The following is a 26,144-nucleotide window of genomic DNA, read 5'->3' on the forward strand; positions in this document are numbered from 1 at the left end:
CGGCTTTTTTTATCGTTTAATTTCTCAGAAATTACCTGGATTCCGGATGATCTTAGCCGCCCGTTCCCTGATCGCCTTTAATTCATCCGGTTCTATTTTATCGAGCAGGGAAAGCATAAGGGACATCCGCTGGTTATCCTTAAAATAGGGTCTTTTTTCGTGGAGGAAATTCCAATAAAGTGAATTAAATGGACAGGCATTCTCCCCGGTTTTCTTAGAGTGTGAATACTTGCATTCCGAGCAGTAATTCCCCATTTTGTTGATATAATTTGCACTGCTCACGTAGGGTTTGGTGGCGAGCAGACCTCCATCCGCGAACTGGGACATTCCCCGGGTATTTGTAAGTTCCACCCATTCTATGGCATCTATATAAATACCGAGGTACCACTGGTCAACTTCTGCCGGGTCCGTCTGTGCCAGCAGGGCATAGTTGCCGGTGATCATCAGCCGTTGAATATGATGGGCATAAGCGTCATCGAGGCTTTGTTTTATGGAGTGATGAAGACAGCTCATCCGGGTATCGGCATCCCAGAAAAAGGAAGGCAGTGGGTTCTTATTATCGAGCTCGTTCCGGTTGGCATAGGAAGGCATTTCTTTCCAGTAAATACCGCGCATATACTCCCGCCATCCCAGGACCTGCCTTACAAAACCTTCAACCTGCGATAATTCGATTTCCCCACCATTCTTCCTGTAATGCCCGATCACCTTTTCCAGGGTCTCCCCGGGGCCAATCATTTTGCTGTTCAGGGCGAAGGATATACGGGAATGAAATAGAAACTTTTCCTTGGTATGCATTGCATCCTGGTAATCCCCGAAATGAACCAGCAGGTTCTTACAGAAGTAGTTCAGTACAGAGAGGGCGTCTGCCCTGCTGGTAGGCCAGCTGAACGAACCTGCATCAACTGTACCAATGGTTTCTACCCCTGCGTCTTCAATTTCTTTTAAAAGGCCCGAAAGATCTTTTCGGAATCCGCGCTCATGGGGGATCTCCGGTTCACCTTTCCATTTCTTACGGTTACTTTTGTCGTAGTTCCATTTCCCGCCTTCAGGTTCTTTTCCATCCATCAGGATGTTATGTTTTTTCCTCATGTAGCGGTAAAAACTTTCCATCAGGAGCTGTTTCTTACCCTTGAAGAATTCGGTTAGTTCCTCCCGCGACGTCAGGAAATGTTCAGTATCCGCGGTGGCTGTTTTAATTTCCAGGTTTTGGGTGATCTCTTTTAACTGCAGATCCAGCCGGTATTCATCGGGTAACTGGTACTCAAAGCATTCGGCCTCTGTCGCTTCAATAGTATTACTGATAATGGATTCGAGCTGCTGGGTGTTATCCTCGTCGTTGATCCTGAAATATTTTACCTGGTGACCTTTTTCCTCCAGTTCTGCGGCAAAGTTCCGCATGGACTGGAAGAAGCCAAGGACCTTCTGGATATGATGGGTCACGTAATCGGTCTCCTGTCTCATCTCGGCCATAAGGTAGGTGACCCTGTCGTCAGTCTCCCGGTACCAGCTATGGTTGTGGTTCAGTTGATCGCCCAGGATAAGCCTTAATGTTTTCATATTATTTTTTGGTGTATTGCCCCTGTTCCTTCAGGAAATTCTGTTGAAGCCATAGGTCGCGGTAAGTATTCTCTTTATCGTACTGTTCGGCTTGCCGGCTGATATTGAATTTTCTGTCACGGGGATCGTTACCAACCCCGCTGTTATACATCCAGTTCCCCCAGTTACTGTGTACATCGTAATCAATGAGCATGGATTCAAAATAGGCCGCGCCGATTCTCCAGTCCTGTTGCCATTCCTTGGCCCAGAAACTTGCTACATTCTGCCGGCCCCGGTTACTCATGAAACCGGTCAGTGCTAGCTCTATCATGTTTGCATCAATAAAATCGACCCCAGTGGTACCATTGATCCAGGCTTCCAGTTTTTCCTTATCATTTTCCCATTCAAGTTCCTTCTTGTGGATGCCACCTAACCGGAATATAAGGTTGCCGTGTTTCAGGGAAATGTATTTGAAGAAATCTCTCCAGATCAGTTCAAAGATCAGCCAATAGGTGCCCTGGTTGGCAACGCGTTCAGCTTCGTAAGCTTTTACCTTCCAGTACACGGTGCGCGGAGATAACGACCCATTGGCCAGCCAGGCAGACAGCTTGGAACTGTATTCAGAACCGATCAGCCCGTTCCTGGTTTCTTTATATTCGGACAGGTTTCCTGTTTTCCAAGAATATTCCTCAAGTCGCTCGGCAGCCTGGGTTTCCCCCCCGCTGAAAGGGAATGCAGACCTGTTGTCAGGTGTAAAAGGTGTCATCCCCAGCTGGCTCATGGATGGGAAAGGAGGCAAAGTATGAACTCGGTTTTCTGCAGGCATAGGTTGGGGTGGGGGTGTTTCTTCCCTTACTTCCACGGTTTTTTCGCAATGTTTCCGGAAAGGGGTGAAGATATCCGGGATGTCGTTAAAACTCTCGTAAGGAATATCATCAGGATGATAAAGAAATTGGTTGTATACTTCAATCCATTGAACACCTTCCGGACTCCATTCGGTAACCCTGTCATAAATAGTAACCTCTTCCTGGGTCCATTCTTTTTGGGAGTATACCTTTTCAATGGCGAATGCCCGGATAAGATCGGGGATCACATGTTCTGGGGGGTTCTGGAATACGAACAAGCTGATATTCAGCCCGGCTAATTGTTGCCGGAGATCCTCTATGCTCTGGTAGAGGAACTGGCTGCGGAAGGGTCCTGTCTTAGGAAAGCCAAATGCATCCATTGCCCGGTACCGGGGGTCAAAACAGTATACAGCTATTACACGGTTTCCTTTGCAGGCTTGGGTAAGTGCAAAATTATCGGTAATCCGGAGGTCATTGCGGAACCAGACGAGCGAATTAGACATGTGGTGGATTTTTCTATTTATGATTTGTTTCCCCTGCACCTTTTACTGCAATAGACCACCGATTCCCAGTTGCGTTCCCATTTCTTTCTCCACTGGAAAGGCCGGTTACAGACAGGACAGATCTTTGTTGGCAGGTTTAGTTTTGAATGCGCCATTTTGTTTAATAAAAATACCCTAAAGCAGAACAAAAAGTTGTTAAGAGTCTCGTAAAATATATATTGAAAACTGTGTATCTGCGTCCGCGAAGCTGGTAATACCCACTTTAATTAGTACATTTACCTCTTCTTGCTTGATTCATGACACAAACTCCAAAAAACATTGCCATAGCCGGTTCCGGTCTTGTAGGATCTTTACTGGCAATCTACCTCAGGAGGCTTGGCCACACAGTCACGGTCTTTGACCGCAGGCCTGATATCCGTACCATCAGGTTTTCCGGGAGGTCTATTAACCTGGCCATGAGCAATCGTGGGTGGAAAGCTTTAAGGGAAGTGGGTCTGGAAGATGCGATCAAGGAAATTGCCATCCCCCTGGATAAAAGGGCAATGCACTTGTTAGACGAGGAGGTCTATTACCAGAAGTACGGGAAAGAAGGAGAGGCCATCTGGTCGATATCCCGGGGAGTACTGAACCGGAGGATGATCGACCTGGCGGAAGAAGCTGGGGCGTCCTTCCGCTTTAATGAAAAAGTTTGGGATGTCAATCTCCCGGAGGCTAAGCTGTATACCGGGGAGACCGAAAAAAGCGAATGGAAGGAATACAGCTACGATATCATCTTTGGTTGTGACGGTGCATTTTCCCGTATCCGGCATAAGATGCAAAGGCGCAGCAGGTTTGATTATTCGCAACATTTTATTGATGTAGGGTATAAAGAACTTACGATTCCCCCCAATGAAGACGGGACCCATAAACTGGATAAGAATTCTTTCCACATCTGGCCCAGGGGTAAATTCATGTTCATTGCAATGCCGAATCTCGATGGCAGTTTCACCTGTACTCTTTTCCTTCCGTTCGAAGGGGAGGTTTCCTTTGAAAACCTGAAAACCAAGGAAGAAGCTCGGGCATTCTTTAAAAAGTACTTTCCCAACGTGATGCAGGATATTGAGAACCTGGCAGAGGACTTTCTCAGTAACCCTACCAGTGCCATGGTGACCATGAAGTGTTTTCCCTGGACATACTGGGACAAGGTAGCCCTGGTCGGCGACTCAGCCCATGCCGTGGTGCCATTTTACGGGCAGGGGATGAACGCGGGGTTTGAAGACATCTACGTACTCAACCAGTTAATGCGCGAATTGGGAGATGATTGGGAGCAGATCTTTAAGACCTACGAGAGAAAGCGCAAACCTAACGCCGATGCCATTGCTGAACTCAGTTACAGGAATTTTATAGAAATGAGCAGTAAAACGGCAGACCCAATGTTCCTGCTGCAAAAGAAGATCGAAAAACGCTTTTCTGCCAAATACCCGGAAAAATGGATACCGGCCTATTCCAGGGTTACATTTTCTGACAGGCCGTATGCCGAAGCACTGGAGATAGGAGACAGGCAGGAAGCCATAATGAAAGAGGTAATGGCACATCCACAGATAGAGGAGGAGTGGGACAGTGAAATGGTAGAAAAGATGATCCTCGAACGCTTATAATACTTCAATCAGGCTTTTTCCGGCGCATTTCTGCCCTCCGCATCGGCATTCCGTCTATTACTTCAAAGATCCTGACAGGATCTGCGATTCCTTTCTGAAGCAGTTTTACCCCGCCATCCTTACCCACCAGCACTGTTCCCCCGGCTACGGGGTAATATTGAGCGGGCAGTTCCAGGTCTACTGAATTCCCTGCTGCGTCGAAAATTGCATCATCTTTAATAAAGAATAACAACAATTCCCTTTCGGACATCGCCTTCTTCTGCGTCATATATTTGCCGGCAGCCTCACTGGCTGTCACCGTTACTGCCTGGTTTACCGACAGGAATAGCAGCCGGTTCTTCCACCGGTAGTCACGGATGTCCTGTGCCCAGGCACTAAAACCCGAGAGCAGTACTGCTATTATAACAACCGTGATTCTCATCATCAGAATATAACAAAAAAACCACCCTGTTGGGTGGTTTTAATTATCTGTTGGGGCAATAATTTAGATCTTGCCGAACATCTTCTGCATTTTCTCCTGCTCTTCCTCAGCCAGTACGGGATCTACCAGTATCCTGCCGCTGTGCTCGTCAGTGATGATCTTCTTGCGGGAAGCAATCTCAACCTGTACCTGTGGCGGGATGGTAAAGAATGATCCGCCGGAAGCTCCACGCTCTATCGGTACTACGGCCAGTCCGTTCTTTACATTATTACGGATCCTCTTGTAAGCTTTGATCAGCCTTTCTTCGATCTGCTCCTGGTATTCCTCTGACTTAGCCAGCAGTGCCTTTTCTTCTTTTTCTGTTTCTGCAAGGATTGCATCCAATTCGCTTTTCTTGTGCTTCAGGTGTGTCTCCCGCTCACTAAGGCGTTCCTTGGTCTCTGCTATAACTTCTTTCTTCTGCTCGATCTGAGCTTTGAATTCTTTGATGTTCTTTTCAGCTAACTGAATTTCCAATTCCTGGAACTCAACTTCCTTGGCCAGGGAATTGAACTCCCGGCTATTACGGACATTCTTCTGCTGGTCCGCGTATTTTTTGATCAGGGTTTTAGATTCCTCGATGAGGTTCTTTTTGGCGGTAATTTCGTAGTTGATCGTCTCTACATCGGTCTTCAGCTTATCGATCCTGGTTTTGAGGCCCAGTACTTCGTCTTCGAGATCTTCTACTTCCAGCGGCAATTCGCCTCTTACATTCCTTATCTCGTCAACACGGGAATCAATTAGTTGCAGATCATATAGTGCCCTTAATTTTTCCTCTACTGTAGCTTCTGTCTTTGTTGCCATACTTTAAAAATACTTGATGGGATTTGTTATACTCTCGGATAAAGAGATTGCAAAATTAGGAATTTTTTTTGTAAGATAGTCAACCAATAGGGTTTTTGTAAACTGCTCAGATTCAAAGTGTCCGATATCTGCCAGCAAGATCTTTTTTTCTGCCTCGTAAAACTGGTGGTATTTAAGGTCTGATGTCACCAGGGCATCCGCTCCTGCGGCCTTCGCAGCGCCTATGGCAAAGGCTCCGCTGCCCCCCAGGACTGCTACCTTCCTGATCTTTTTGCCCAACAGTTCCGAATGGCGTACTACCTTGGCATCCATCCTGTCTTTGAGCAGCTGCAGGAAATCTTCTTCTTCCATGGCATCTTCCAGTTCCCCTATCATACCCATTCCGAGCTCCTGGTGCAGGTTCTCGGTAGTCAGCACTTCGTAGGCAACTTCTTCGTAAGGGTGATTTTCTTTAAGAGCAGTGATGATCTTGTGTTGCAGGTCATCGCGGAACACGACCTGTACCTGGACTTCTTCCTCGAAATGTGTAGAACCTATCTGACCCAGGGTAGGGTTGGAGCCTTCACCGGCCCGGAAGGTTCCTGTTCCGGCGAGGTTAAAACTGCAGTGACTGTATTTCCCGATCTGACCGGCCCCGGCGGCAAAAAGAGCCTCCCGGACCTTTTCCGCATTCTCTTTAGGAACATAGGTCATCAGCTTACGGATACTGCCTTTCTTGGGGATCAGGATCGCCCTTTCCCTTAGGCCCAGTACCTCGCATATCTTGGCATTAACCCCTTCCCATGCATTGTCCAGGGCAGTGTGAATAGCATATATGCTGATATTATTGGCGATGGCTTTCATTACCACGCGTTCAACGTAGGTTCTACCCGTTAGTTTTTTAAGCCCCCCGAATATGATGGGGTGGAAACTGACCACCAGGTTGCACGATTTTTTTATAGCCTCGTCAATTACGTTCTCCAGGGTGTCCAGGGTGACGAGTATTCCGGTGACCTCGGCCTGGGCGTCGCCCACCAGTAATCCTACATTATCAAAGTCCTCTGCCTGTGACAGCGGAGCAAGTTCCTCCAGTATATCAGTAACGTCTTTTACAATCATTTGAGGATTTTAAGGCCTTCAAAGATAAAATATTATAATTTCGCTGACGATGCAACTGCTCAGAAAAATAGCGTTTCCCATCTCCCTGCTCTATGCACTGGCAGTATACCTGCGAAATTTTCTCTTCGATACCGGTATTTTATCCTCAGTACGCTTTGATACCCCAACGATCTGTGTGGGCAACATCAGTGTAGGGGGAAGCGGGAAGACCCCTATGACAGAACTGCTGGTCCGGATGTTACAGCCGTCCATGAAGCTGGCTGTGCTTAGCCGTGGCTACAGGCGGAAGACTTCGGGCTTCGTGCTGGCAGACGAAAACAGTACGGCTTCAGATCTCGGGGATGAACCTCTGCAGATCTACAGGAAATTCCCGGGGATCCATATGGCAGTTGATGCCGACAGGAGGAGAGGGATAAGCCAGCTGGAGAAACTGGTGAAGCCCGATATGATCATCCTGGACGATGCCTTCCAGCACCGCAGGGTAAAACCGGATATCTCTATACTCCTGACTCCCCATGATCTGTTGTACACAGACGATTGGTACCTGCCAACAGGGGATCTGCGTGACAGCAAAGCGGAGGCGAAAAGGGCTGATGTGATCATAGTGACCAAATGTCCCAGAGGGCTTTCAATCCCGGAGCGGGAAAAGATAAAAGAAAAGCTGAACCCGGGAGTACAACAGCTGTTATTATTCTCCTGCCTGGAATATGATACACGTTTAAGGGGAGGTGATATGGAGATTGAATTGGAAGATCTGAAAGGACGGGAAATTACCTTGCTCACGGGAATAGCCAAACCGGAACCCCTGGAGAATTACCTGTCCGGAAAAGGTTTGAGTTTTAAACACTTGAGATTCCCTGATCACCACGATTTTACGGAAAAGGAATTATCACGGATAAGAGAGGAGCAGCTGTTGCTAACCACTGAGAAGGATTATACGAGGATTGGTGGCAGGATCCCGGGAATGTATTACATCCCTGTCAGGCACCGGTTCCTGTTCGGGGGTGAGGAACTGTTAAAAGAGAAGCTGCTGCCGCTATGAGGCAGGTCTGTTCATCTTCTTATCAAGGATATTCTCGCCGATCTTTTGGTAGAATACTTCAGGCTTAAAAGGCTTGGTGACCACGTCATTACAACCGGCAGCATAGAAGGTTTCCAGGCTGTCATCCAGGGAGATTGCTGTCAGGGCGATGATAGGGATATCCGGGTTGAATTTCCGGATCTCTATGGTAGCTTCCACCCCGCTGATCCCCGGCATGTGGATGTCCATCAGGATACCATCATAGGGGTTGCTCTCCGCCATGGCTACGGCATCTGTACCATTCGAGGCTATATCACAGTTAACACCTCTTTTATTCAGCATTTTCTTGGTGATTACCTGGTTGATCTTGTTATCCTCTACTACCAGTAAATGCAGGCCTTCCAGGTCATATTCCTTCTCGACTGGTTCAAATGACAGGTCTTCAAGAACACTGTCCTTGCTCTTCATTTCCAGTTCAAAGAAAAAGGAACTTCCCTTTCCTGGCTGGCTTTCCAGGTAGATCTTGCTTTCAAACAGACCCAACAAGCTCTTTACAATGGTGAGGCCAAGCCCGGTACCACCATACTCGCGGTTGATCTGTACTGATCCCTGTTCAAAGCTATCAAATATGTTTTCCTGTTGTTCCGGGGAGATCCCGATACCCGTATCTCGGACTTCAAAGTATACCCGCACATCTTCCTCTGTCTTTTCTTTTAGTTTGGCGATGACCGTAACTTCCCCTTCCTTGGTAAACTTCAACGCATTCCCAACAAGGTTCATAAATACCTGGGATAATTTGATCGGGTCGCTGAGAAGGGTAGTGGGGATCTCAGGGTCGTAGTCCAGGATCAGTTTGGTCTTATTGCTTTTGGCAGTCTGTTGCAGGGAGTTCAGTACCTCGTTCAGAACCTTTTTAAGATTGAATTCGATATGCAAAGGCTCCAGCTTATCAGCATCGATCTTATTGATCTGTAAGATATCATTGATAAAATTCAGCAAATAATCCCCGGAAAATTTCAGGGATTTCAGGTGTTCTTTCTGGCTTTCTGTCGGGTTCTCCTCCAGTAAAAGGTGGGTCAGTCCTGTTACCGCATATAGTGGTGTCCTTAATTCATGGCTTACCGTGGAAAGGAAATTGGTCTTCGCTTCCATGGCAGAGACCGCAGCATCTCTTGCGGACTGTAATTCCTTGTTCTTGGTCTGCAGCAGGTCGTTGGTCTTTAATTTTATCTGGTTGTTCCTGTATAGGGAGACGGCCAGTAAAGAAATAATGGTCAGGAAGGCAGAAGTTAGTATGGCCGTAATTTCGGAACGGTTGGCAGAGGCGCTTAAGTCTTCGATCTTGGCGTCCTGTCTCTTGATCTCCTCGTTCATAAATTCGAACTGGATACGGTCTGCCGTTTTGGATTCGGCCTGTAATTTGCTGACAGTAAAAATAGAATCCCGGATCCTGAGCAGGTTCCGGTTGTGTACCAGGGCCATATCGTATTGTTCCCCTTGCTCGTATGCACGGCCGAGTAACTCGTTGGCGTCCACGATCTCTTTGGCGAAGCTGTTCTGTACTGCCAGCTGTAAGGCCTCCTTACCGTGTTTAACACTTTCCTCGTATTCTTCCTGTTCCAGGAACAAGCGCGCCAGGCCCATATGGGCCCGCATTTTCAGGTATTGCTTTTCGTAAAGGTCATTGTTGACGATCAGGGCATTGAGATTCGTAGCTGCCTGCTCATACCGTTTCATGCTGAGGTAGATATCAGCTTCCAGCAAGAGGATATGGTTCAGTAAGTTCCTGTCATTACTCAGTTTCTTGGATTCGATCAGGGCATCGATCGCCTGGAAATTGTTCCCGTTCCTGAATTTCAATAAGGCGTCTATATATTCGTGTACCGCCTGTCCGTAAGGATAAGAAATATTCTTCAGGGTCACTGTGGCCCGTTGCCAGAAGAAGGAAGCGTTTTCTGTTTTTCCAAGATCCAGGTAGAGAAGGGCAGACTGGTGGAAGGCATCGACCAGGGCTTTAAAATCTTCCTGGGATTCGGCCAACAGTGCGGCCTCATTTAGTGCTTCCAGGGCCACATCCAGTTTATTCTGGTTCTTAAGGCTTTTTGATTTGAGAAAAAAGGAATCTATATCCTTATCCGGGAGCGTATTCTCCTGCGACAGGACCGTACATGCAAACAACAATGCAAAGACCACAGTAAGTAAGGGGCGCATTGGTCTATGTAGGTTTATATATCTCAAATGTAATTTTTCTGCATCAAATATTTGATGACATCTACCAGGCGGCTGCTGTAGCCGGTCTCGTTATCGTACCAACCGATAATTTTGACCATTTTGCCAATTACGGATGTCATCTGAGAATCAAACGTACAAGAGTGATAACTATTGTTTATATCGATAGAAACTATCGGATCTTCAGTGTAAAATAAGATATTTTTCAGAGATTTTTCTGACGCATCTTTAAAAGCATGGTTTACCTCCGATATACTGGTCGATTTTTTAACATTCAGGGTTATGTCTGTCAAGGACCCATTGGGTACCGGTACACGGATACCGCAGCCCCCGATCACCGGTGCAAGATGGGGAAATACACGGGTTAGCGCTTTGGCGGCGCCGGTAGTGGTGGGGACGATCGACTGCCCTGCTGCCCTGGCCCTTCGCAGATCGCGGTGGGGCTGGTCATGAAGGCTCTGATCAGATGTGTAGGAATGTATGGTGGTAATATATGCCTGCTCTATCCCGCAAAGTTCATCCATCACCTTAAGCATGGGCGCGGCATTATTGGTGGTACAGGAGGCGGCGGAAATGATACTGTCTTCAGCGGTAAGCTCCGTTTCATTTACCCCAAAAACGGTCATCGGGATTTCGTCATCGGCCGGGGGAGCGGACAGGATCACCTTTTTGGCCCCGTTTTCCAGGTGTGCTTTTAATTCCCCGGTTGTTTTAAATTTCCCGCTGCATTCAACCACCAGTTTTACGCCATGGGATGCCCAGTCTATAGTCTCAGGACCAGGTTCATGCAGTACCGCGAATTGGTGTTCCCCGGTTGAGATGCTGTCTCCTTCGTGGGAAACGGTGCCGTGGAAGGGACCGTGTATACTGTCGTATTTAAGCAGGTGGGCCAGGGTAGCCGTATCCGCGGGATCGTTGACAGCGACTACCTGTATGCCGGGTTCCTTTTCGAGTAAACGGAAGAAGGTACGGCCGATCCGCCCAAACCCGTTAATTCCTATTTTCAGTGGTTCCATCTATAAAAAAACCCGCCTAAGCGGGGAATTAGACTGTTTTGATCGGATTAATGGATATGTTTATGAGCCTTGTAAGACGAACGCACTAACGCACCGCTTTCTACATGCCTGAAGCCCATTTCAAGACCGAGGGTCTCGTATTTCTTGAATTGTTCCGGGGTGATGAATTCCTTGACCGGCAGATGTTTCTTAGAAGGTTGCAGGTACTGCCCGATGGTGATGACATCTACCCCTGCATTCCGAAGATCCTGCATGGTCTCTATCACTTCCTCTTCCAGTTCGCCAAGCCCCAGCATAATGCCCGATTTTGTACGGTTTACCCCGTTTCTTTTAAGGTAGGCAAGAACTTCAAGGCTTCGGTCGTATTTGGCCTGGATACGTACTTCCCTGGTCAGGCGACGTACCGTTTCCATGTTATGAGAAACCACTTCGGGTCCTACAGCAATGATCCTGTCCAAGTGAGCCTCTATTCCCTGGAAATCTGGTATTAGGGTTTCCATGGTAGTGTCCGGGTTCATCCTGCGGATCGCTTTTACTGTTTCTGCCCAGATAATAGATCCCATATCTTTAAGATCGTCCCGGTCTACAGAAGTTACTACGGCGTGTTTTATGCCCATGATCTTGATAGACCTGGCTACTTTCTCAGGTTCTGCCCAGTCTACCATCTGGGGCCGCCCTGTTTTTACCCCGCAGAATCCACAGGAACGGGTACACACGTTCCCGAGTATCATAAAGGTGGCGGTTCCTTCCCCCCAGCATTCACCCATATTAGGGCAACTACCCGAGGTACAGATGGTATGGAGGTCATATTTTTCAACCAGGCCACGGATCTGGGTGTATTTTTTCCCCGTCGGGAGCTTAACCCGTAACCATTTTGGTTTCTTCTTATGCGGTTCGGCAGTAGCCGGACTGGCAGTGACTGTACTCATAAGCAAAATTTAGAGCAAATATACGAACAAATACTGGGGATAAATAACAAGTAAATAGATGGGATTTCCAGATGGGAGAAGCGGGTTGAGGGGACTACCGGGGCAGTTGGTCTATGACTGGTTCTTAATACTCTCGGCAAGCAGTTTCTTGGCCCGGAGTAATTTTACCTTGACATTATTCATAGGTTCCCCAAGTTTTTCAGCGATCTCTGCATAGGGAAGTTCATGAAAATACCGCAGGTTGATGACTTCCTGGTAATGCGGTTTCAGGGATTTGATATGGTGTAAAAGGTTTGCCAGCTGTTGTTCGGAGATCAGCCGGTCTTCTGCACTCGGGGCATCGTCCAGCACACTTTTTACCGCGTCATGGTTGGCATAACTGGAATTTTCAAAGATGTTCCGTTTTTGCTTTCTCAGCAGGTCTACATGCAGGTTTTTAGAAATTGTAAAGAGCCAGGTCTTGAATCCATATTCCTCCTTGTAAGTCTCAATTTTATCGAATGCCCTGGAAAAGGTCTGGATCGTGATGTCCTCGGCATCGTTCTCGTTCTTCGTTCTTTGCAGCTGGAAACCGTATACCTCGTTCCAGAAATTGTCCAATAGCTGGCTGAAGGCCTTTTGGTTGCCCGATTTGGCCTCTTGGATTATAAGCTGTAATGAATTCTCTGTATACTGCAAATTATTGTTTTCGAAGCTGGGAACAGGGTACGTCCTCTATTCCATCACGGTATCCTTCTTGCACTCCTGCTCCTCAGGGAGCTTTCCGCAGAATCCACAGGCTTCACCATCCTTATTCAGGAAAGGGCTCTGGCTGGCACAGGTTCCTGCGAACTTGCCGTCTTTTTTTGACCAGATCTTAATGGCAATACCTGCAAATGCTAAACCTAACAGGGCTATGGTAAGAAATATCAATTCCATAATCAGACTTTGTGCAAAGATATAAAATAAAAGGCCCCTGGAGGGGCCTGTAAATTCATTAAAGTTGTCTTAATAACTGATATTGGCAACAATATTTTGTACGGTTGGAGTAAGATTTCCGCCCTGTGGTTCTATGGTGATATAACTCACCGCATCCTCGGCATAGGGAAGAGCTCTCAGTTTCTCCTTGTCATCAGCGCTTTCTATCACTCCCAGGTTCAGCATTTCTCCGTTCACCTCTGCCCACATCTGGTAACACTGGTTCTCAGGTAGCTGTGGCAGGTTCTGTACATTAATATACGATAGTTTCTTCACCGGGTTGATATAGGCCAAAGCCTTCAGGTCTTTCGCCTTTTTATTACCCTTGATAGAAACTTTACGGGTTTGAGGGTTGTTCAGTACGATAAACTGGTTACGCACATCCTCGAGCTGCTGCTTCATATCAGCTTCCAGGTTCTGGATCTTGGTGTTAACGATCGCATTCTCCTGGTGTAAGTTCAGGTTCTGGTTGTAGAAGAAATAAGCAGAAGCTGCGAACATCACTGCAGATATACTTGCGGCGATCGCGAACCTCCTGAATTTTCTCCTGCCGGCGTCCTGGGCCTTGATCTTTTGTAAAATACGTGCCTTTAAGCCTTCAGGGGCTTTTATGGCATGCATTTTGGCATATGCCTCTAAATTGCTCTGCAATTCATTGTAGGTTTCCCGTACTTCAGGGTACATGGCAATGTACCTTTCTACCTGCAGGGTTTCCTCGGTCGTGGTATTGCCGAGGAGATAACTCTCCAGTAGATCAGTTTCCAGGAAAAGGCGAATCTTCTCTTTCATCAAATTGGTTTTTAAAACGTACTAAATACAACTATGATCAGTGCCAAGCTTGTGCCATACAACTTCTTAAGTTCTCTTAAGCCGATCTTGAGCCTTGACTTGATCGTACCCAGGGGAATATCCAGTTCATCACTGGCTTCCTGTTGGGTCATGCCTTGAAAAAACAATGCATCCAGTACGATCTGGTATTTGCTTTCGATTTTGTCAAGATTCTCACGGACATCCATGAGATCGGGCCGTATACTGTGGACACCTAAGTTATATACGTCAGAAACATCCATTTGGATCTCCTTATCGTTTTTTGTGTTGACGCTCCTGAGTTTGTCGATCGCCGTGTTCCGGGTGATCCTGAAAAGCCAGGTGAACAATTTGGCTTTTGAGGCATCATAGGAATCTGCTTTTTTCCAGATTTTCACAAAACTTTCCTGTACCACATCCTGGGCCATTTCTTCATCCCGGACTACTTTATGAGCTACCCCGTAAAGGGTATCTCCATAATGCTCATACAGCAGGGAGATCGCCTTGTCATTGCGCTCCTGCAGTAGTTCTACAATATGTTTTTCCAGTAGTGTGCTCATTCCTCGGTACGGTCTGTAAAAAAAATGCCAGAGATGGCATCCAATATCATCTTTGGCGTCGTATATAGGGTAACGCTAATTTATAAAATTGATTGTTATTAATCTGATATCTCAATTTTTAATTAGAAGAATGTACAACTGGTAATTGTACATTTAGTTTTTGGTTAGTTTGGTTTGGTATAACCCCCGGGAATTTTTCCGGGGGTTATTTCTTTTAACCCCGGGAGGAAAGTGGCAGGATAAATGCAGCCCGGCCGGATCAGTTCCCGATGATATTGACCTCGGGTTGTATCGTGATCCCGAATCGCTCACTAACAGCTTCCTGTATCCTGTGGGCCAGCCCAAGGATCTCCTTCCCCGTAGCATTACCATGGTTGACCAGTACCAGTGCCTGGTGCTTGTGTACCCCCGCATCCCCAAATCGCTTGCCTTTAAATCCGCACTGTTCGATCATCCATCCTGCAGGAATCTTATAGGCCGTTTCAGATACTTTATAAAAGGGCGCCTCCGGGTTTTTTTGCTGGAATACCCTGAAAGCATCCCCATCGATCACCGGGTTTTTAAAGAAGCTTCCACTGTTACCTAATTCTGCAGGGTCGGGTAATTTCTTACGCCTGATGGCAATTACTGCCCTGGATACATCCTGAATACCAGGATCACTTATGCCCATGGCTTCGAGTTCTGCTTCGATTGCACCGTAAGAGGTGTTCAGGTGATGATCTTGCAGGCTCAACCGGAAGGTAACCGCGGTAATTACGAATTTCCCCCTGGCTTTGTTCTTAAATATAGATTCCCGGTAGCCGAACTCGCACTCTTCTTTCGTGAAGGAATGAAGTTTCCCGGTGGCTACTTCTACGGCCTCACAGCTATGGAAGACATCTTTGAGCTCTACGCCATAAGCACCGATATTCTGAATGGGGGCTGTGCCGGTATTCCCGGGGATCAGGGAAAGGTTCTCCAACCCACCCAGATCCTGCTGCATTGTCCAGAGGACTAACTGGTGCCAGTTTTCACCGGCCATTACCTTTAATAGCAGATGGTCACCCTCGCGCTCCACCTCGGAAATACCCTTCAGGTTAACATGCACTACAAGGGCTTCGATATCCGATACCAGCAGCATATTGCTACCGCCCCCGAGAATAAATTTTTCCGGGTATTCTTCCAGGGCCAGGGCCTGCTGTAATTCCTGGACCGTATTGACCGATATAAAATGCCTTGCCCTGGCATCTATCCCGAATGTATTGTACGGTCTGAGGGATATGTTTTCTTGTATCTTCAAGATTTCTTGTAGACTTTCAGAGCTTCTTTAAGGATGGTCACGGCTTTAACCAGCTGTTCTTTTTCCAGGACATATGCGATCCTGATCTGGTTCTTGCCGAGACCCGGGGTGGCGTAAAATCCTGCTGCAGGGGCTACCATAACGGTTTCCCCATCCAGCTGGAAGGATTCCAGCAACCACTGTGCAAAATCATCGGCATCAGCTATCGGCAGTTCCGCAATACAGTAGAATGCTCCCTGCGGTTTCGCAACCTTGATGCCTTCTATCTCCTTGAGGGCATCCAGTAAGAGATCACGGCGTTCTACGTATTCCTCGATCACGTCATCAAAGTAGCTTTGTGGTGTGTCCAGGGCAGCCTCACTGGCTATCAGTGCGAAGGTGGGGGGAGATAACCTGGCCTGTGCAAACTTCATTGCGGTTTTGATCACCATCTTATTCTGCGAGATAAGACATCCTATCCTCGCACCACACATACTGTACCGTTTAGAGACCGAATCGACCACTATGGCATGCTGCTCCAGTCCCTTCTCCTGTAGGATAGAATGGTGTTTTTTACCTTCATAGGTGAATTCCCGGTAAACCTCGTCCGCTATAAGGTAGAGGTCGTGTTTTTTGACCAGGGCGGCCAATTGCTCAATTTCTTCCTTGCTGTACAGGTAGCCCGTAGGATTCCCCGGGTTGCAGATCAGGATAGCTTTGGTCTTTGGGCCTATCGCTTTCTCAAATGCTTCGATAGGAGGTAAGGCGAAATTTGTTTCGATCCCGGATACTACCGGGACTACTTTGACCCCGTTCGCGGTGGCAAAACCGTTGTAATTGGCATAAAAAGGCTCCGGGATAATGATCTCGTCCCCCATGTCGGTCACGGTTCCCAGGGCAAAGGCAAGTGCTTCTGAACCACCGGTGGTCACAATGATCTCGGAAGCATTGATATGTACCCCCTGCTTCTCGTAATACCCGGCCAGTTTTTCACGGTAGGTGTCAGAACCTTCCGTGCGGCTGTATTCCAGTACCTCGAGGGTGTTGTTCTTTACCGCATCCAGCGCAACTTTGGGCGTCTTTATATCGGGCTGGCCGATATTCAGGTGTATGACCTTGACCCCTTTCTTCTTAGCATTTTCAGCAAATGGGACCAGTTTACGTATAGGGGATTCCGGCATGGACTGCCCTTTCCTTGAGATGGATGGCATAGGTATAAATTTTAGGCAAAAATGAGAAATCATTATATACTGGGCAACTGTACCTCTTAATTATTTGACCTTTCATCGGGAATGTTAAATGTCTACCCAGGGTACGCTAAAATTGCGTATATTTAAGAAGTAACGCCCTAATAATTAAACAATTGCGTTCTTCCCTCATATATGGTCTGCTCTTCGCAATCTTGTCCCCGATATTCACTTTCGGACAGGTTTTCTCTTTACCCGAGGGTGACCGCTCACTGAAGGTCAAATTTGAACTTATCAATAACCTTATCGTACTGCCCATCGAGGTGAATGGCACCCCTCTGTCCTTTATCCTGGATACCGGGGTTAATAAGCCGATCATCTTCAGCCTGACCGACCAGGATTCCGTTTCTCTTAATAACGTACGAGCCATAACCATCAGGGGACTGGGTGAAGGAGAGGCTATAGAAGCATTAAGTTCGGTAGGAAACGAATTCCGTATCCGGGAAGACATGGTAAACCCTAATCAACAGGTCTACGTGGTCCTGGATCGGGATCTTAATTTTTCCACCACCCTGGGGGTAAATGTTCACGGGATTATAGGGTATGATCTGTTCCGGGATTTTGTCGTGGAGATCAATTACTCGGCACAACATATTAAATTCCATGATCCCAGGTATTACCAGCAAAAGAAATCCAAAAAATGTGAGACGCTACCCCTCACCATTATTGATAATAAGGCATACCTGGATGGTGCAGTAGTCCTTGCTAACGACAAGGAAGTACCTGTCAACCTGCTTGTCGATACGGGCAGTAGTGATGCGGTCTGGTTATTCCAGGATATTGAGAAAGGCCTGGGGGTACCCGACTCTCACTACGACGATTTTCTCGGGAAAGGACTAAATGGGGACATTTTTGGCAAAAGAACCAAGGTAGAGAAGGTTCGGATAGGAAATTTTGTGCTGGAAGATGCCAAGGCAGCGTTCCCGGAAATGAATTCTTTCTCTTTGATCAAAAATTTGGGGAACAGGAACGGCAGCCTTGGAGGAGAAATTCTCAGGCGCTTTAACGTAGTGTTTAATTATCATGCCGGGCAAGTAACCCTGAAAAAGAATAACCTGTTCAGGGAGCCATTCCGGTATAACCTGAGCGGGATAGAAGTACAGCATAACGGCATGAGGTACGTCGCAGAAAGCCTGGCAGATGCCAGTGGTGTAGCTTACCAGGAAGATGATTCCTTTGGTAATGTACAGCTGTTGCTGGAAAACAGGACCCGGCTGTCCCTGGTCCCTGAAATTATTGTGTCAACAATCCGCGCCGGTAGTCCTGCAGCAGAAGCAGGATTGCAGGAAGGAGATGTGATCCTCGCTGTCAACGGTAAGCCTGTGCACCGGTATAAGATACAGGAGGTGATCCAGATGCTGAACGAAAGAGAAGGGAAACAGGTGCGGGTACTGATCGAGCGATATAATAAGGACCTGTTATTCTCCTTTGTCTTGAAAAAACTATTCGAATAAAAAAAACCGGCCTTTCGAGCCGGTTTTAATTTCTCTATATATGTGATATTACTTGCTGCCTTCGGGCATTACTTCTCCTTTGATCTTCAGGACTTTGGTCGGTGTATCTGCATTAGAGATCACCGTAACCGCTTTCCGGATAGGACCAACACGATTAGTATCGTATTTCACCTGTATCTCTCCGGTTTTACCCGGCATAATAGGTGCCTCGGGTTTCTTGGGAATAGTACATCCGCAGCTGGAACTCACTTTGGAAATGATCAGGGGAGCATCCCCTGTATTGGTGAATTCGAACACCCGGATCCCATCACTGCCTTTTGCGATCTCCCCATAATCCACAGTCTCAGTTTTGAATTGGATCTTTGCGGTTTTTTCCTGTGCCTGTACGGCAAAGGTAAGTAGGCTGACAAAGGCAAGAATAACTACTTTTTTCATCATATTTCGTTTTGGGTGAATTTCAAATGTATATGTTTTGCTATGAACATCCAAAATTCTTTTGTTATCTACTAACGTTACTTATTTTTGTTTCGTATTTCAAAATGGGATAAATCCCATGTTTTCCCGGCATCATTGCGATAGACCGGGAAAGTTTGCGTCATACGCAGGTCATTAAAACAAAAACCATACCGTTAACATGGAAATCCCTTCAAAATATGAGCCGCAGCAGGTAGAAAATCGTTGGTACGACTACTGGATGCAGCATCGATACTTTCACTCCGTACCGGACGAAAGAGAGCCGTACACCATAGTAATTCCGCCACCTAACGTTACAGGGGTGCTGCATATGGGGCATATGCTTAATAATACCATACAGGACGTGCTGATCCGGCGCGCCCGCCTGCAGGGTAAGAATGCCTGCTGGGTCCCGGGGACGGATCATGCTTCTATTGCCACCGAAGCTAAAGTTGTAGCCAGGTTAAAAGAGCAGGGAATCCCTAAGTCGAGTCTCAGCAGGGAGGAATTCCTGGAGCACGCATGGGAATGGACCCATGAATACGGGGGTGTCATCCTGGAACAGCTCAAAAAACTGGGATGTTCCTGTGATTGGGAACGAACCCGCTTTACCATGGATGACGATATGTCAGCTTCTGTGATCAAGGTTTTTGTTGAATTGTACGACAAAGGGCTGATTTACAGGGGTCACCGCATGGTGAACTGGGATCCCGAGGCGCAGACAACTCTCTCTGACGAGGAAGTGATCCACGAGGAAAAGCAGGGATTATTGTATTACCTGGCTTACCAGGTAGAGGGATCTGATGAAAAAGTAACTATTGCTACTACCCGTCCTGAAACTATCCTGGGAGATACCGCTGTCTGTGTACATCCCGAAGATGAGCGCTATACCCACCTTATTGGTAAGCAGGTAGTTGTTCCAATCTGTAACCGTAAAATACCGGTGATCGCTGATGAGTACGTGGATATGGAGTTCGGTACCGGTTGCCTGAAGGTCACCCCGGCGCATGATGTGAATGATCAGCAGATAGGACAAAGACATGGCCTTGATATCGTTGATATATTTAATCCCGATGCCACCCTGAATTCCTATGGATTACATTACGAGGGGCAGGATCGGTTCGTGGTCCGCAAGGCTATATCAAAGGAATTGGAAGAAAAGGGTTACCTGGTGAAGACAGAAACCCATATGAATAAAGTGGGGACCTCTGAACGTACCAAGGCTGTGATAGAACCCAGGCTTTCTGAGCAGTGGTTCCTGAAAATGAAAGACCTTGCCCAACCGGCCCTGGACGCTGTCCTGGAGTCCGGTGATATCGTGATCTTCCCCAATAAGTTTATCAATACCTATAAACACTGGCTGGAAAACATAAGGGACTGGAACATTTCCCGGCAGTTATGGTGGGGGCAGCAGATCCCCGCTTATTATTACGGAGAAGGACAGGATGACTTTGTGGTTGCCGAGAGTCCTGAAGAAGCCCTGGAGAAGGCTAATAAACGACTGCAGGGTACAAGGATGCTTACTGCGGCAGACCTGAGGCAGGACGAGGATGTACTCGACACCTGGTTTTCTTCCTGGTTATGGCCTATGAGTGTCTTTGGAGGGATCATGGAGCCTGATAACGAAGAAATCAATTACTATTACCCGACCAGTGACCTGGTCACAGCCCCCGATATTATGTTTTTCTGGGTGGCCCGTATGATCATGGCCGGGTATGAATTCCGGGATAAAAGACCTTTTAAGAACGTATATTTTACCGGTTTGGTCCGCGACGGGCAGCGCCGCAAGATGTCAAAATCCCTGGGGAACTCGCCTGATGCCCTCAAGCTCATCGAAGAATACGGGGCTGATGGTGTCCGTGTCGGGCTGTTGCTGAGCTCGGCCGCGGGGAACGATCTTTTGTTTGACGAAAACCTCTGCCAGCAAGGAAAGAACTTTGCCAATAAGATATGGAATGCCTTCCGCCTTGTTAAAGGATGGGAAGTGGCCGAATTTGAACAACCGGAATCTGCCGCCAAAGGTATTCAGTGGTATGATGCTAAATTCCAGCAGACCCTTGAACTGATCGAGGATCATTTTTCCAAGTACCGCATCTCTGACGCCCTGATGGCGATCTATAAGTTGGTGTGGGACGATTTCTGTTCCTGGTTACTGGAGATCGTGAAGCCGCCATACCAGCAGCCTGTAGATACCAAAACCCTGGAAGAAGTAACCCGGCAATTTGAAGAGACGCTAAAATTACTCCATCCCTTTATGCCTTTCCTTACCGAGGAGATCTGGCAGCATATGGCAGAGCGCACCGAGGAAGAAGCCCTTATCATTGCCAGCTGGCCCGAGATCAGGGGGACAAACACTGAGCTTACCGCGGGGTTTGAATATGCTGCAGAGGTCATTTCCGGCATCCGTACCATCCGGAAAGAAAAGAATATTCCCATGAAGGAGTCGCTGGAATTACAGGTTATAGATGCAGAGGAAACCGGTGATTTCTGGAATGGGATAATAGCCAAGCTGACCAATGTGACAGAGATCAGGACCATTGAGACCGCCCCGGAAGGTGCACTGTCTTTCCGAGTAAAGAGCAACGAATATTTTATTCCTGTGAGCGGGAAAGTAGATGTGGCCGCAGAGATCGAAAAGATTCAGGAAGAGCTGGCTTATACCAAAGGCTTCCTTAAATCTGTGCAGAAAAAGCTATCCAATGATCGCTTCGTGAATAATGCACCTGAAAAGGTGGTGGCGATGGAGAAGAAGAAAGCTGCGGATGCTGAGGCTAAGATCGAAACCCTGGAAAAAAGCCTCGCTAGTCTTGAATAACAGAAGGCCGGAATTATATTATGATCAAAGGGTGCCCGATAGGGCACCCTTTTTTTGTCGGGTTGGTGTTATTCCCATTTCCCTCATATTCTTATCTTTATAAAAAGAACCATCCCATGAAATATATATTAACCCTTTGTTTAGGACTTATGTTCTGGGCCGGCTACTCCCAGTCCGGCCAAAATAAGATATTACCCAGGGAGATACAGATTAAAACAGCCGTATTACCCTTACCTGATGCCGAGAAGGCCGGGGCCATGGTTTACGGCTATAACAGCGAAGGAAAGCTGGAAGTGTTCAGGGAAGGCACCAATAATATGGTATGCCTGGCAGACGACCCGGAAAAGGAGGGGATAAGCGTATCCTGTTATTCCAAGGCCCTGGAACCATTTATGGCCAGGGGCAGGGAACTCAGTGCCGCAGGTGCCGACTTCAAGGAAAAAATGGAAACCCGCGGAAAGGAGGTAGCCGAAGGGAAACTTAAAATGCCGGAGGCCCCCAGTATGACCTATATCTATTACGGGAAAGATGAGGATTACGACCGCAGCACGGGCGAATTGGCCAATGGGAAATTCCGTTACGTGATCTATATCCCCTTTGCCACAACAGAATCTACAGGCTTGCCGGATAAGCCTCATGCCCCCGGCATGCCGTGGCTTATGGATCCCGGGACACACCGGGCACATATAATGGTCGGACCTTTCTGAAACCCGGATAAACTGCGAAAAAGACCATCAAACTTATATTATGGAGCAATATGCCACGGCCTTACTTTATGCCATCCCGTTCTTTATTATCCTGCTGATCCTGGAAATCGGGTACGGACATTTCGTAAAGGACCAGAAGCACAAACTCCTGGATAGCGTTAGCAGTATCAGTTCCGGGCTTACCAATGTCATCAAGGATTCCCTGGGGCTTGGCCTTATCATCTTTTCTTATCCTTACCTGCGGGATACCCTCGCCCTGACGGAAATAAATGCAACCTGGGCAGTTTGGCTGGTGGCTTTTATTGCGATAGATTTCGCCGGATACTGGAACCATCGGCTCAGTCACCACATCAATGTTTTCTGGAACCAGCATGTAATTCATCATTCCAGCGAGGAGTTCAACCTGGCTTGTGCACTGCGGCAGCCCATTTCTAACCTGGTCGGCTACTTTGCTTTACTGCTTCTCCCTGCTGCCTTGCTGGGCGTGCCGGCGAAAGTCATCGCCATCCTGGCCCCTATCCATCTATTTGCGCAATTCTGGTACCATACGCAGCACATCGGTAAGCTTGGATGGTTCGAATACCTATTTGTCACCCCTTCCCAACACCGGGTTCACCACGCCATCAACCCCGAATACATCGATAAGAACCTGGGACAGATCCTTTCCGTTTGGGATCGTTGGTTCGGCACATTCCAGGAAGAATTGGAGGAGGTGCCCCCTCAGTACGGGGTGCTGAAACCGGCGGCCACCTGGAATCCTTTCCTGATCAATTTTCAACACTTCTGGAGACTGGCAGTAGATGCCTGGCGCACCCGGAATGCCTGGGATAAAATCAGGATATGGTTTATGCCTACGGGATGGCGTCCGGCCGATGTTAAAGAAAAGCACCCTTATACGGTCATCAGTGATGTGTATAACTATGAAAAATACCATACCGAGGCAACTCCCTGGTTTAAGGGTTATATCTTGCTGCAGATGCTGGTAACCCTTGCTTTGCTGATGTTCATGTTCTACAATTTTTCGGCTATTAGTTACCAGGGACTATTGCTCTACGGTGGCTTTCTGTTCCTGGCGATCTTTGGATACAGCAGTCTTATGGACCGGCAACGGTACGCATTCTACGTGGAGGTCGCCAGAGCTGCTGCGGGTTTTATCTTTATTTACCTGTCCGGGGATTGGTTCGGGATGAACAGCTATTTTGCTGAGGCGGGACTGGTTTTGCAGTTTTATTTCATCATTACCCTTGGCGCCACCGTTTATTTTACTTTTTTTGAAAAAGAAACCGTTTCTTCTAATCTTGCTGTCTGATATATGGAACAAAGGCCATACGTACTCGCCGAAACCAATTATAAATTACTCAAAGATCACCACGTAGAACTTGCTGTACTCCCCTGGGGAGCGACTGAAGCGCATAATTACCACCTGCCGTACGGGACAGATAATTTTCAGGCCGAAGCTATCGCAGCAGCGGCAGCCGGAAAAGCCTGGGATAAGGGAGGCAAGGTAATGGTCTTTCCCGCCGTACCCTTCGGGACGAATACGGGGCAGCATGATATTTACCTGGACATCAACCTGAATCCATCAACCCAACTGGCTATCCTTAGAGATATCGCAGCTACCCTGAAAAGACAAGGTATACCTAAGCTGCTGATATTTAACGGGCATGGGGGTAATAATTTTAAACCGCTGGTACGGGAACTCGGGCTGGAATTCCCTGAGCTCTTTATTTGTTATGCCGATAGTTTCAGGGCGCTTGATAAAACTAAATACTTTGATAATGAAGGTGACCATGCCGATGAAATGGAAACTTCACTTATGCTGTACCTAAAACCCGGACTGGTATTGCCCAAAAAGGAGTGGGGGAGTGGTGCACATCGGCAATTCCGGATCAAATCATTCTCTGAAGGCTGGGCCTGGGCCGAACGGAAATGGAGTGCTGTTAGCGAGGATACCGGGATCGGAGACCCTTCCGAGGCCACCGCGGAAAAAGGAAAGCGCTACTTTAAAGACCTGGTGGAAAAAACCGGGGAATTTATGCTGGAACTCTGTAAGGCAGATCCCAGCGATATGTATTCGAAAGATTAATTCTCAGAGTTCGGGAGAAATCTCACTCCTTACCAGGTCTACGTACAATTTCATGGCGTCTGCACTGCTGATATCCCGCGCCTGGATGAGAGCATTGGCTTTAAAAGCATTGATCAGCGGTGTCTTACTTCCCGGGTGGTCAAAATTGCGGTTCGCTATCTTGTAATAGGCATATAGTTTCAGGAGAAGATCGGCGGGTAACGGATCGTTGAAATTGTTGACGATCTCAACTGCTTTTGTAAATTTCATATGTAATTCCTCAGTCTTCATCCTTTTTAGGTATGGTGGCAATACAGGTTTTTGCCCCTTTCACTTTCTGGTTGAGTTTAACCGTGATAATACTGTTTAAGGGCAGGAAAAGATCCACGCGAGAACCAAATTTAATAAAACCTGCGTCTTCACCCTGTACCACGCTTTCTCCTACTTCCGCGTAATTGACGATCCTCCTGGCCATGGCCCCCGCAATCTGCCGGTAAAGGATATCGCCGAATTTCGGGGTGTTGATAACGACAGTAGTACGCTCGTTCTCCTCGCTCGACTTAGGGTGCCAGGCGACAAGGTACTTCCCGGGGTGGTATTTCGAGAAACGGATCTGCCCACTGGCCGGGTATCGTGTCACGTGGACATTCACGGGCGACATGAAAATGGAGACCTGCAGGCGTTTGTCTTTAAAGTATTCATTCTCTTCCACTTCCTCTATGACGACCACCTTCCCGTCTACCGGAGCAAGGATCTCGTCAAAATTTTTAGTGGCAACCCTTTTTGGGTTCCTGAAGAATTGAAGGATGGCGACCAGGATCAGGAGGGCAGCTATTTGCACCGCTGTCTTTACCCAGGATATACCGACGTAGAAGTGAGCCAGTACGATGATGGCGCTGAGCAGGAAAAATGTAATTAATATTATTTTTTGTCCCTCTTTATGAAACATTGGTCAAAAGGTTAAGTGTTAAGTAGGCGAATGGTGCAGCAAATATAAGACTATCCAACCTATCTAACATACCTCCGTGACCAGGAAGTATAGCTCCGCTGTCTTTCACCCCGGCTTCACGTTTTAATTTAGATTCCACTAAATCGCCTAAACCACCAGCAATTACTATGACTACAGCCAGGATAACCCATTGGGCCGGATTAACGATTGGTTCGTACCGAGCCATGAAATAAGCGGCGGCCACGGTAAAAACAAGTCCGCCCAGGCTCCCTTCAACTGTCTTTTTTGGAGAGATAGCCGGGTATAATTTGGTCCGGCCTATGGTTTTCCCCACTAAGTACGCAAAAGAGTCGTTTACCCAGATCAGGATAAAGATGCCCATGATGAGGAATTTCGCAAAGGCGTCATCCTTATAGGGGATCATAGTAAGAAAAATACATCCTCCCCCTATATAGAAAAGCCCGATAAGGAATTTCATTACTCCATTCTCCTTGGGCTTCCTATTGCTGAAGAGGTAATACAATAAAATGATGTTGATAGTAATGGTGATAAACATCAGGATATTGATGAGCAGCTTGTCGTGGATCAGGTAAATGAAGGCCCACCAGAGTGCCAGGTAAGCCATGAAAATATAATATCCCTTGAGCGCGGTAAGCCGCTTATATTCATAAAGACAAGCGAGACCGAAGATCATGAACAGGAAGTCGAATGCGTCTGTGCTTAGGAAGACTGCGGATAGTAAAAGGGCTACATAAACTACCCCTGTTATGGATCTCCTGAGAACTTCCTTCATA

General features: G+C 47.3%; 26 protein-coding genes. 7 read left to right on the plus strand and 19 right to left on the minus strand.

Translation table 11 applies throughout. The annotated features are described in order from the left end of the window. Positions 1-24: 24 nt before the first annotated feature. The 3 genes from CLV82_RS07060 to CLV82_RS07070 are packed head-to-tail and all read right to left on the minus strand — an operon-like array spanning position 25 to position 3,039. A complete protein-coding gene (locus CLV82_RS07060; RefSeq protein WP_133643628.1) occupies positions 25-1,557 on the minus strand; it encodes a cryptochrome/photolyase family protein in 1,533 nt (510 codons plus the stop codon). 1 nt (position 1,558) lies between these two features. Continuing rightward, on the minus strand, positions 1,559-2,884 hold the full coding sequence (locus CLV82_RS07065) for a DASH family cryptochrome (protein ID WP_133643629.1): 1,326 nt from the start codon (positions 2,882-2,884) through the stop codon (positions 1,559-1,561). Positions 2,885-2,901: 17 nt separating this feature from the next. Then, on the minus strand, positions 2,902-3,039 hold the full coding sequence (locus CLV82_RS07070) for a DUF2256 domain-containing protein (protein WP_133643630.1): 138 nt from the start codon (positions 3,037-3,039) through the stop codon (positions 2,902-2,904). A 141-nt stretch (positions 3,040-3,180) separates the two neighbouring features. Between CLV82_RS07070 and CLV82_RS07075 the strand changes: the two genes are divergently transcribed. Further along, complete coding sequence (locus CLV82_RS07075) at positions 3,181-4,521, plus strand: FAD-dependent oxidoreductase (protein ID WP_133643631.1); 1,341 nt, start codon at positions 3,181-3,183, stop codon at positions 4,519-4,521. Between the two features lie 4 nt (positions 4,522-4,525). On the opposite strand, the gene CLV82_RS07080 is transcribed toward CLV82_RS07075, so the two are convergent. From CLV82_RS07080 to CLV82_RS07090, 3 genes are read right to left on the minus strand one after another with little or no spacing between them, the layout of a single operon-like run. After that, positions 4,526-4,945, minus strand: coding sequence for a DUF4174 domain-containing protein (locus tag CLV82_RS07080; protein ID WP_133643632.1), 420 nt, complete (start codon positions 4,943-4,945; stop codon positions 4,526-4,528). A 60-nt stretch (positions 4,946-5,005) separates the two neighbouring features. Then, on the minus strand, positions 5,006-5,785 hold the full coding sequence (locus CLV82_RS07085) for a zinc ribbon domain-containing protein (protein WP_133643633.1): 780 nt from the start codon (positions 5,783-5,785) through the stop codon (positions 5,006-5,008). A 3-nt stretch (positions 5,786-5,788) separates the two neighbouring features. Beyond that, positions 5,789-6,883: a Nif3-like dinuclear metal center hexameric protein gene (locus tag CLV82_RS07090; RefSeq protein ID WP_133643634.1), complete on the minus strand. Its 1,095-nt coding sequence runs from the start codon at positions 6,881-6,883 to the stop codon at positions 5,789-5,791. 49 nt (positions 6,884-6,932) lie between these two features. Between CLV82_RS07090 and lpxK the strand changes: the two genes are divergently transcribed. Further along, positions 6,933-7,925, plus strand: coding sequence for a tetraacyldisaccharide 4'-kinase (gene lpxK / locus CLV82_RS07095; protein ID WP_133643635.1), 993 nt, complete (start codon positions 6,933-6,935; stop codon positions 7,923-7,925). Here the strand turns inward: lpxK and CLV82_RS07100 are convergent. The 9 genes from CLV82_RS07100 to CLV82_RS07140 form a co-directional block, all read right to left on the minus strand. Further along, positions 7,920-10,115, minus strand: a complete 2,196-nt coding sequence (locus CLV82_RS07100) for a tetratricopeptide repeat-containing hybrid sensor histidine kinase/response regulator (protein ID WP_133643636.1) — start codon at positions 10,113-10,115, stop codon at positions 7,920-7,922. The genes lpxK and CLV82_RS07100 overlap by 6 nt on opposite strands. 23 nt (positions 10,116-10,138) lie before the next feature. Further along, positions 10,139-11,149 carry a type I glyceraldehyde-3-phosphate dehydrogenase gene (gene gap, locus CLV82_RS07105; RefSeq protein WP_133643637.1) on the minus strand — a complete coding sequence of 337 codons (1,011 nt, stop codon included), beginning with the start codon at positions 11,147-11,149 and terminating at the stop codon, positions 10,139-10,141. Between the two features lie 47 nt (positions 11,150-11,196). Beyond that, a complete protein-coding gene (gene lipA / locus CLV82_RS07110; protein WP_133643638.1) occupies positions 11,197-12,078 on the minus strand; it encodes a lipoyl synthase in 882 nt (293 codons plus the stop codon). A 111-nt stretch (positions 12,079-12,189) separates the two neighbouring features. Further along, a complete protein-coding gene (locus tag CLV82_RS07115; RefSeq protein WP_133643639.1) occupies positions 12,190-12,756 on the minus strand; it encodes an RNA polymerase sigma factor in 567 nt (188 codons plus the stop codon). Between the two features lie 36 nt (positions 12,757-12,792). After that, positions 12,793-12,996 (minus strand): membrane or secreted protein, encoded by a 204-nt coding sequence (locus tag CLV82_RS07120; protein ID WP_133643640.1) that lies wholly within the window; start codon positions 12,994-12,996, stop codon positions 12,793-12,795. A 69-nt stretch (positions 12,997-13,065) separates the two neighbouring features. Continuing rightward, complete coding sequence (locus CLV82_RS07125) at positions 13,066-13,824, minus strand: anti-sigma factor (protein ID WP_133643641.1); 759 nt, start codon at positions 13,822-13,824, stop codon at positions 13,066-13,068. Positions 13,825-13,835: 11 nt separating this feature from the next. After that, positions 13,836-14,402 carry an RNA polymerase sigma factor gene (locus tag CLV82_RS07130; RefSeq protein ID WP_133643642.1) on the minus strand — a complete coding sequence of 189 codons (567 nt, stop codon included), beginning with the start codon at positions 14,400-14,402 and terminating at the stop codon, positions 13,836-13,838. Between the two features lie 259 nt (positions 14,403-14,661). Next, positions 14,662-15,681, minus strand: a complete 1,020-nt coding sequence (gene murB / locus CLV82_RS07135; RefSeq protein ID WP_133643643.1) for a UDP-N-acetylmuramate dehydrogenase — start codon at positions 15,679-15,681, stop codon at positions 14,662-14,664. Then, entirely contained in the window at positions 15,678-16,871 is a 1,194-nt protein-coding gene (locus tag CLV82_RS07140; protein ID WP_133643644.1) for a pyridoxal phosphate-dependent aminotransferase, read from the minus strand. The genes murB and CLV82_RS07140 overlap by 4 nt, the downstream gene beginning before the upstream one ends. 152 nt (positions 16,872-17,023) lie before the next feature. Between CLV82_RS07140 and CLV82_RS07145 the strand changes: the two genes are divergently transcribed. After that, the gene (locus CLV82_RS07145; RefSeq protein ID WP_317128275.1) at positions 17,024-18,361 is read left to right on the plus strand and encodes an aspartyl protease family protein; all 1,338 of its coding nucleotides are present in this window, start codon (positions 17,024-17,026) and stop codon (positions 18,359-18,361) included. A 48-nt stretch (positions 18,362-18,409) separates the two neighbouring features. Here the strand turns inward: CLV82_RS07145 and CLV82_RS07150 are convergent, their stop codons facing one another. Beyond that, positions 18,410-18,799: a DUF1573 domain-containing protein gene (locus CLV82_RS07150; protein WP_394346159.1), complete on the minus strand. Its 390-nt coding sequence runs from the start codon at positions 18,797-18,799 to the stop codon at positions 18,410-18,412. Positions 18,800-18,995: 196 nt separating this feature from the next. On the opposite strand from CLV82_RS07150, the gene CLV82_RS07155 reads away from it, so the two are divergent. From CLV82_RS07155 to CLV82_RS07170, 4 genes are all read left to right on the plus strand, one after another. Continuing rightward, positions 18,996-21,629: a valine--tRNA ligase gene (locus CLV82_RS07155; RefSeq protein WP_133643647.1), complete on the plus strand. Its 2,634-nt coding sequence runs from the start codon at positions 18,996-18,998 to the stop codon at positions 21,627-21,629. Between the two features lie 116 nt (positions 21,630-21,745). Then, positions 21,746-22,336, plus strand: coding sequence for a hypothetical protein (locus CLV82_RS07160; RefSeq protein WP_208107973.1), 591 nt, complete (start codon positions 21,746-21,748; stop codon positions 22,334-22,336). 40 nt (positions 22,337-22,376) lie between these two features. Further along, the gene (locus tag CLV82_RS07165; RefSeq protein WP_133643648.1) at positions 22,377-23,645 is read left to right on the plus strand and encodes a sterol desaturase family protein; all 1,269 of its coding nucleotides are present in this window, start codon (positions 22,377-22,379) and stop codon (positions 23,643-23,645) included. A 3-nt stretch (positions 23,646-23,648) separates the two neighbouring features. Further along, positions 23,649-24,422, plus strand: a complete 774-nt coding sequence (locus tag CLV82_RS07170; RefSeq protein ID WP_133643649.1) for a creatininase family protein — start codon at positions 23,649-23,651, stop codon at positions 24,420-24,422. A 3-nt stretch (positions 24,423-24,425) separates the two neighbouring features. Here CLV82_RS07170 and CLV82_RS07175 read toward each other — a convergent pair whose 3' ends face one another. Genes CLV82_RS07175 through CLV82_RS07185 form a run of 3 tightly spaced genes read right to left on the minus strand, consistent with a single transcriptional unit; the run spans position 24,426 to position 26,143 of the window. After that, entirely contained in the window at positions 24,426-24,692 is a 267-nt protein-coding gene (locus CLV82_RS07175) for an acyl-CoA-binding protein (RefSeq protein ID WP_133643650.1), read from the minus strand. Continuing rightward, entirely contained in the window at positions 24,682-25,350 is a 669-nt protein-coding gene (locus CLV82_RS07180; RefSeq protein ID WP_133643651.1) for a phosphatidylserine decarboxylase family protein, read from the minus strand. Before CLV82_RS07180 ends, CLV82_RS07175 begins: the two co-directional genes overlap by 11 nt. Next, positions 25,340-26,143, minus strand: coding sequence for a phosphatidate cytidylyltransferase (locus CLV82_RS07185; RefSeq protein WP_133643652.1), 804 nt, complete (start codon positions 26,141-26,143; stop codon positions 25,340-25,342). The genes CLV82_RS07180 and CLV82_RS07185 overlap by 11 nt, the downstream gene beginning before the upstream one ends. Position 26,144 lies beyond the last annotated feature (1 nt).

Origin of the sequence: Zeaxanthinibacter enoshimensis (assembly GCF_004362865.1) — a bacterium.
In the GTDB taxonomy this organism is placed as follows: domain Bacteria; phylum Bacteroidota; class Bacteroidia; order Flavobacteriales; family Flavobacteriaceae; genus Zeaxanthinibacter; species Zeaxanthinibacter enoshimensis.

What these genes read in the sequence shown, in the direction of transcription:
- CLV82_RS07060 (WP_133643628.1), bottom strand. Translation starts at nt 1,557, where the DNA reads ATGAAAACATTAAGGCTTATCCTGGGCGATCAACTGAACCACAACCAT.
- CLV82_RS07065 (WP_133643629.1), bottom strand. Translation starts at nt 2,884, where the DNA reads ATGTCTAATTCGCTCGTCTGGTTCCGCAATGACCTCCGGATTACCGAT.
- CLV82_RS07070 (WP_133643630.1), bottom strand. Translation starts at nt 3,039, where the DNA reads ATGGCGCATTCAAAACTAAACCTGCCAACAAAGATCTGTCCTGTCTGT.
- CLV82_RS07075 (WP_133643631.1), top strand. Translation starts at nt 3,181, where the DNA reads ATGACACAAACTCCAAAAAACATTGCCATAGCCGGTTCCGGTCTTGTA.
- CLV82_RS07080 (WP_133643632.1), bottom strand. Translation starts at nt 4,945, where the DNA reads ATGATGAGAATCACGGTTGTTATAATAGCAGTACTGCTCTCGGGTTTT.
- CLV82_RS07085 (WP_133643633.1), bottom strand. Translation starts at nt 5,785, where the DNA reads ATGGCAACAAAGACAGAAGCTACAGTAGAGGAAAAATTAAGGGCACTA.
- CLV82_RS07090 (WP_133643634.1), bottom strand. Translation starts at nt 6,883, where the DNA reads ATGATTGTAAAAGACGTTACTGATATACTGGAGGAACTTGCTCCGCTG.
- lpxK (WP_133643635.1), top strand. Translation starts at nt 6,933, where the DNA reads ATGCAACTGCTCAGAAAAATAGCGTTTCCCATCTCCCTGCTCTATGCA.
- CLV82_RS07100 (WP_133643636.1), bottom strand. Translation starts at nt 10,115, where the DNA reads ATGCGCCCCTTACTTACTGTGGTCTTTGCATTGTTGTTTGCATGTACG.
- gap (WP_133643637.1), bottom strand. Translation starts at nt 11,149, where the DNA reads ATGGAACCACTGAAAATAGGAATTAACGGGTTTGGGCGGATCGGCCGT.
- lipA (WP_133643638.1), bottom strand. Translation starts at nt 12,078, where the DNA reads ATGAGTACAGTCACTGCCAGTCCGGCTACTGCCGAACCGCATAAGAAG.
- CLV82_RS07120 (WP_133643640.1), bottom strand. Translation starts at nt 12,996, where the DNA reads ATGGAATTGATATTTCTTACCATAGCCCTGTTAGGTTTAGCATTTGCA.
- CLV82_RS07125 (WP_133643641.1), bottom strand. Translation starts at nt 13,824, where the DNA reads ATGAAAGAGAAGATTCGCCTTTTCCTGGAAACTGATCTACTGGAGAGT.
- CLV82_RS07130 (WP_133643642.1), bottom strand. Translation starts at nt 14,402, where the DNA reads ATGAGCACACTACTGGAAAAACATATTGTAGAACTACTGCAGGAGCGC.
- CLV82_RS07140 (WP_133643644.1), bottom strand. Translation starts at nt 16,871, where the DNA reads ATGCCATCCATCTCAAGGAAAGGGCAGTCCATGCCGGAATCCCCTATA.
- CLV82_RS07150 (WP_394346159.1), bottom strand. Translation starts at nt 18,799, where the DNA reads ATGATGAAAAAAGTAGTTATTCTTGCCTTTGTCAGCCTACTTACCTTT.
- CLV82_RS07155 (WP_133643647.1), top strand. Translation starts at nt 18,996, where the DNA reads ATGGAAATCCCTTCAAAATATGAGCCGCAGCAGGTAGAAAATCGTTGG.
- CLV82_RS07160 (WP_208107973.1), top strand. Translation starts at nt 21,746, where the DNA reads ATGAAATATATATTAACCCTTTGTTTAGGACTTATGTTCTGGGCCGGC.
- CLV82_RS07165 (WP_133643648.1), top strand. Translation starts at nt 22,377, where the DNA reads ATGGAGCAATATGCCACGGCCTTACTTTATGCCATCCCGTTCTTTATT.
- CLV82_RS07170 (WP_133643649.1), top strand. Translation starts at nt 23,649, where the DNA reads ATGGAACAAAGGCCATACGTACTCGCCGAAACCAATTATAAATTACTC.
- CLV82_RS07175 (WP_133643650.1), bottom strand. Translation starts at nt 24,692, where the DNA reads ATGAAGACTGAGGAATTACATATGAAATTTACAAAAGCAGTTGAGATC.
- CLV82_RS07180 (WP_133643651.1), bottom strand. Translation starts at nt 25,350, where the DNA reads ATGTTTCATAAAGAGGGACAAAAAATAATATTAATTACATTTTTCCTG.
- CLV82_RS07185 (WP_133643652.1), bottom strand. Translation starts at nt 26,143, where the DNA reads ATGAAGGAAGTTCTCAGGAGATCCATAACAGGGGTAGTTTATGTAGCC.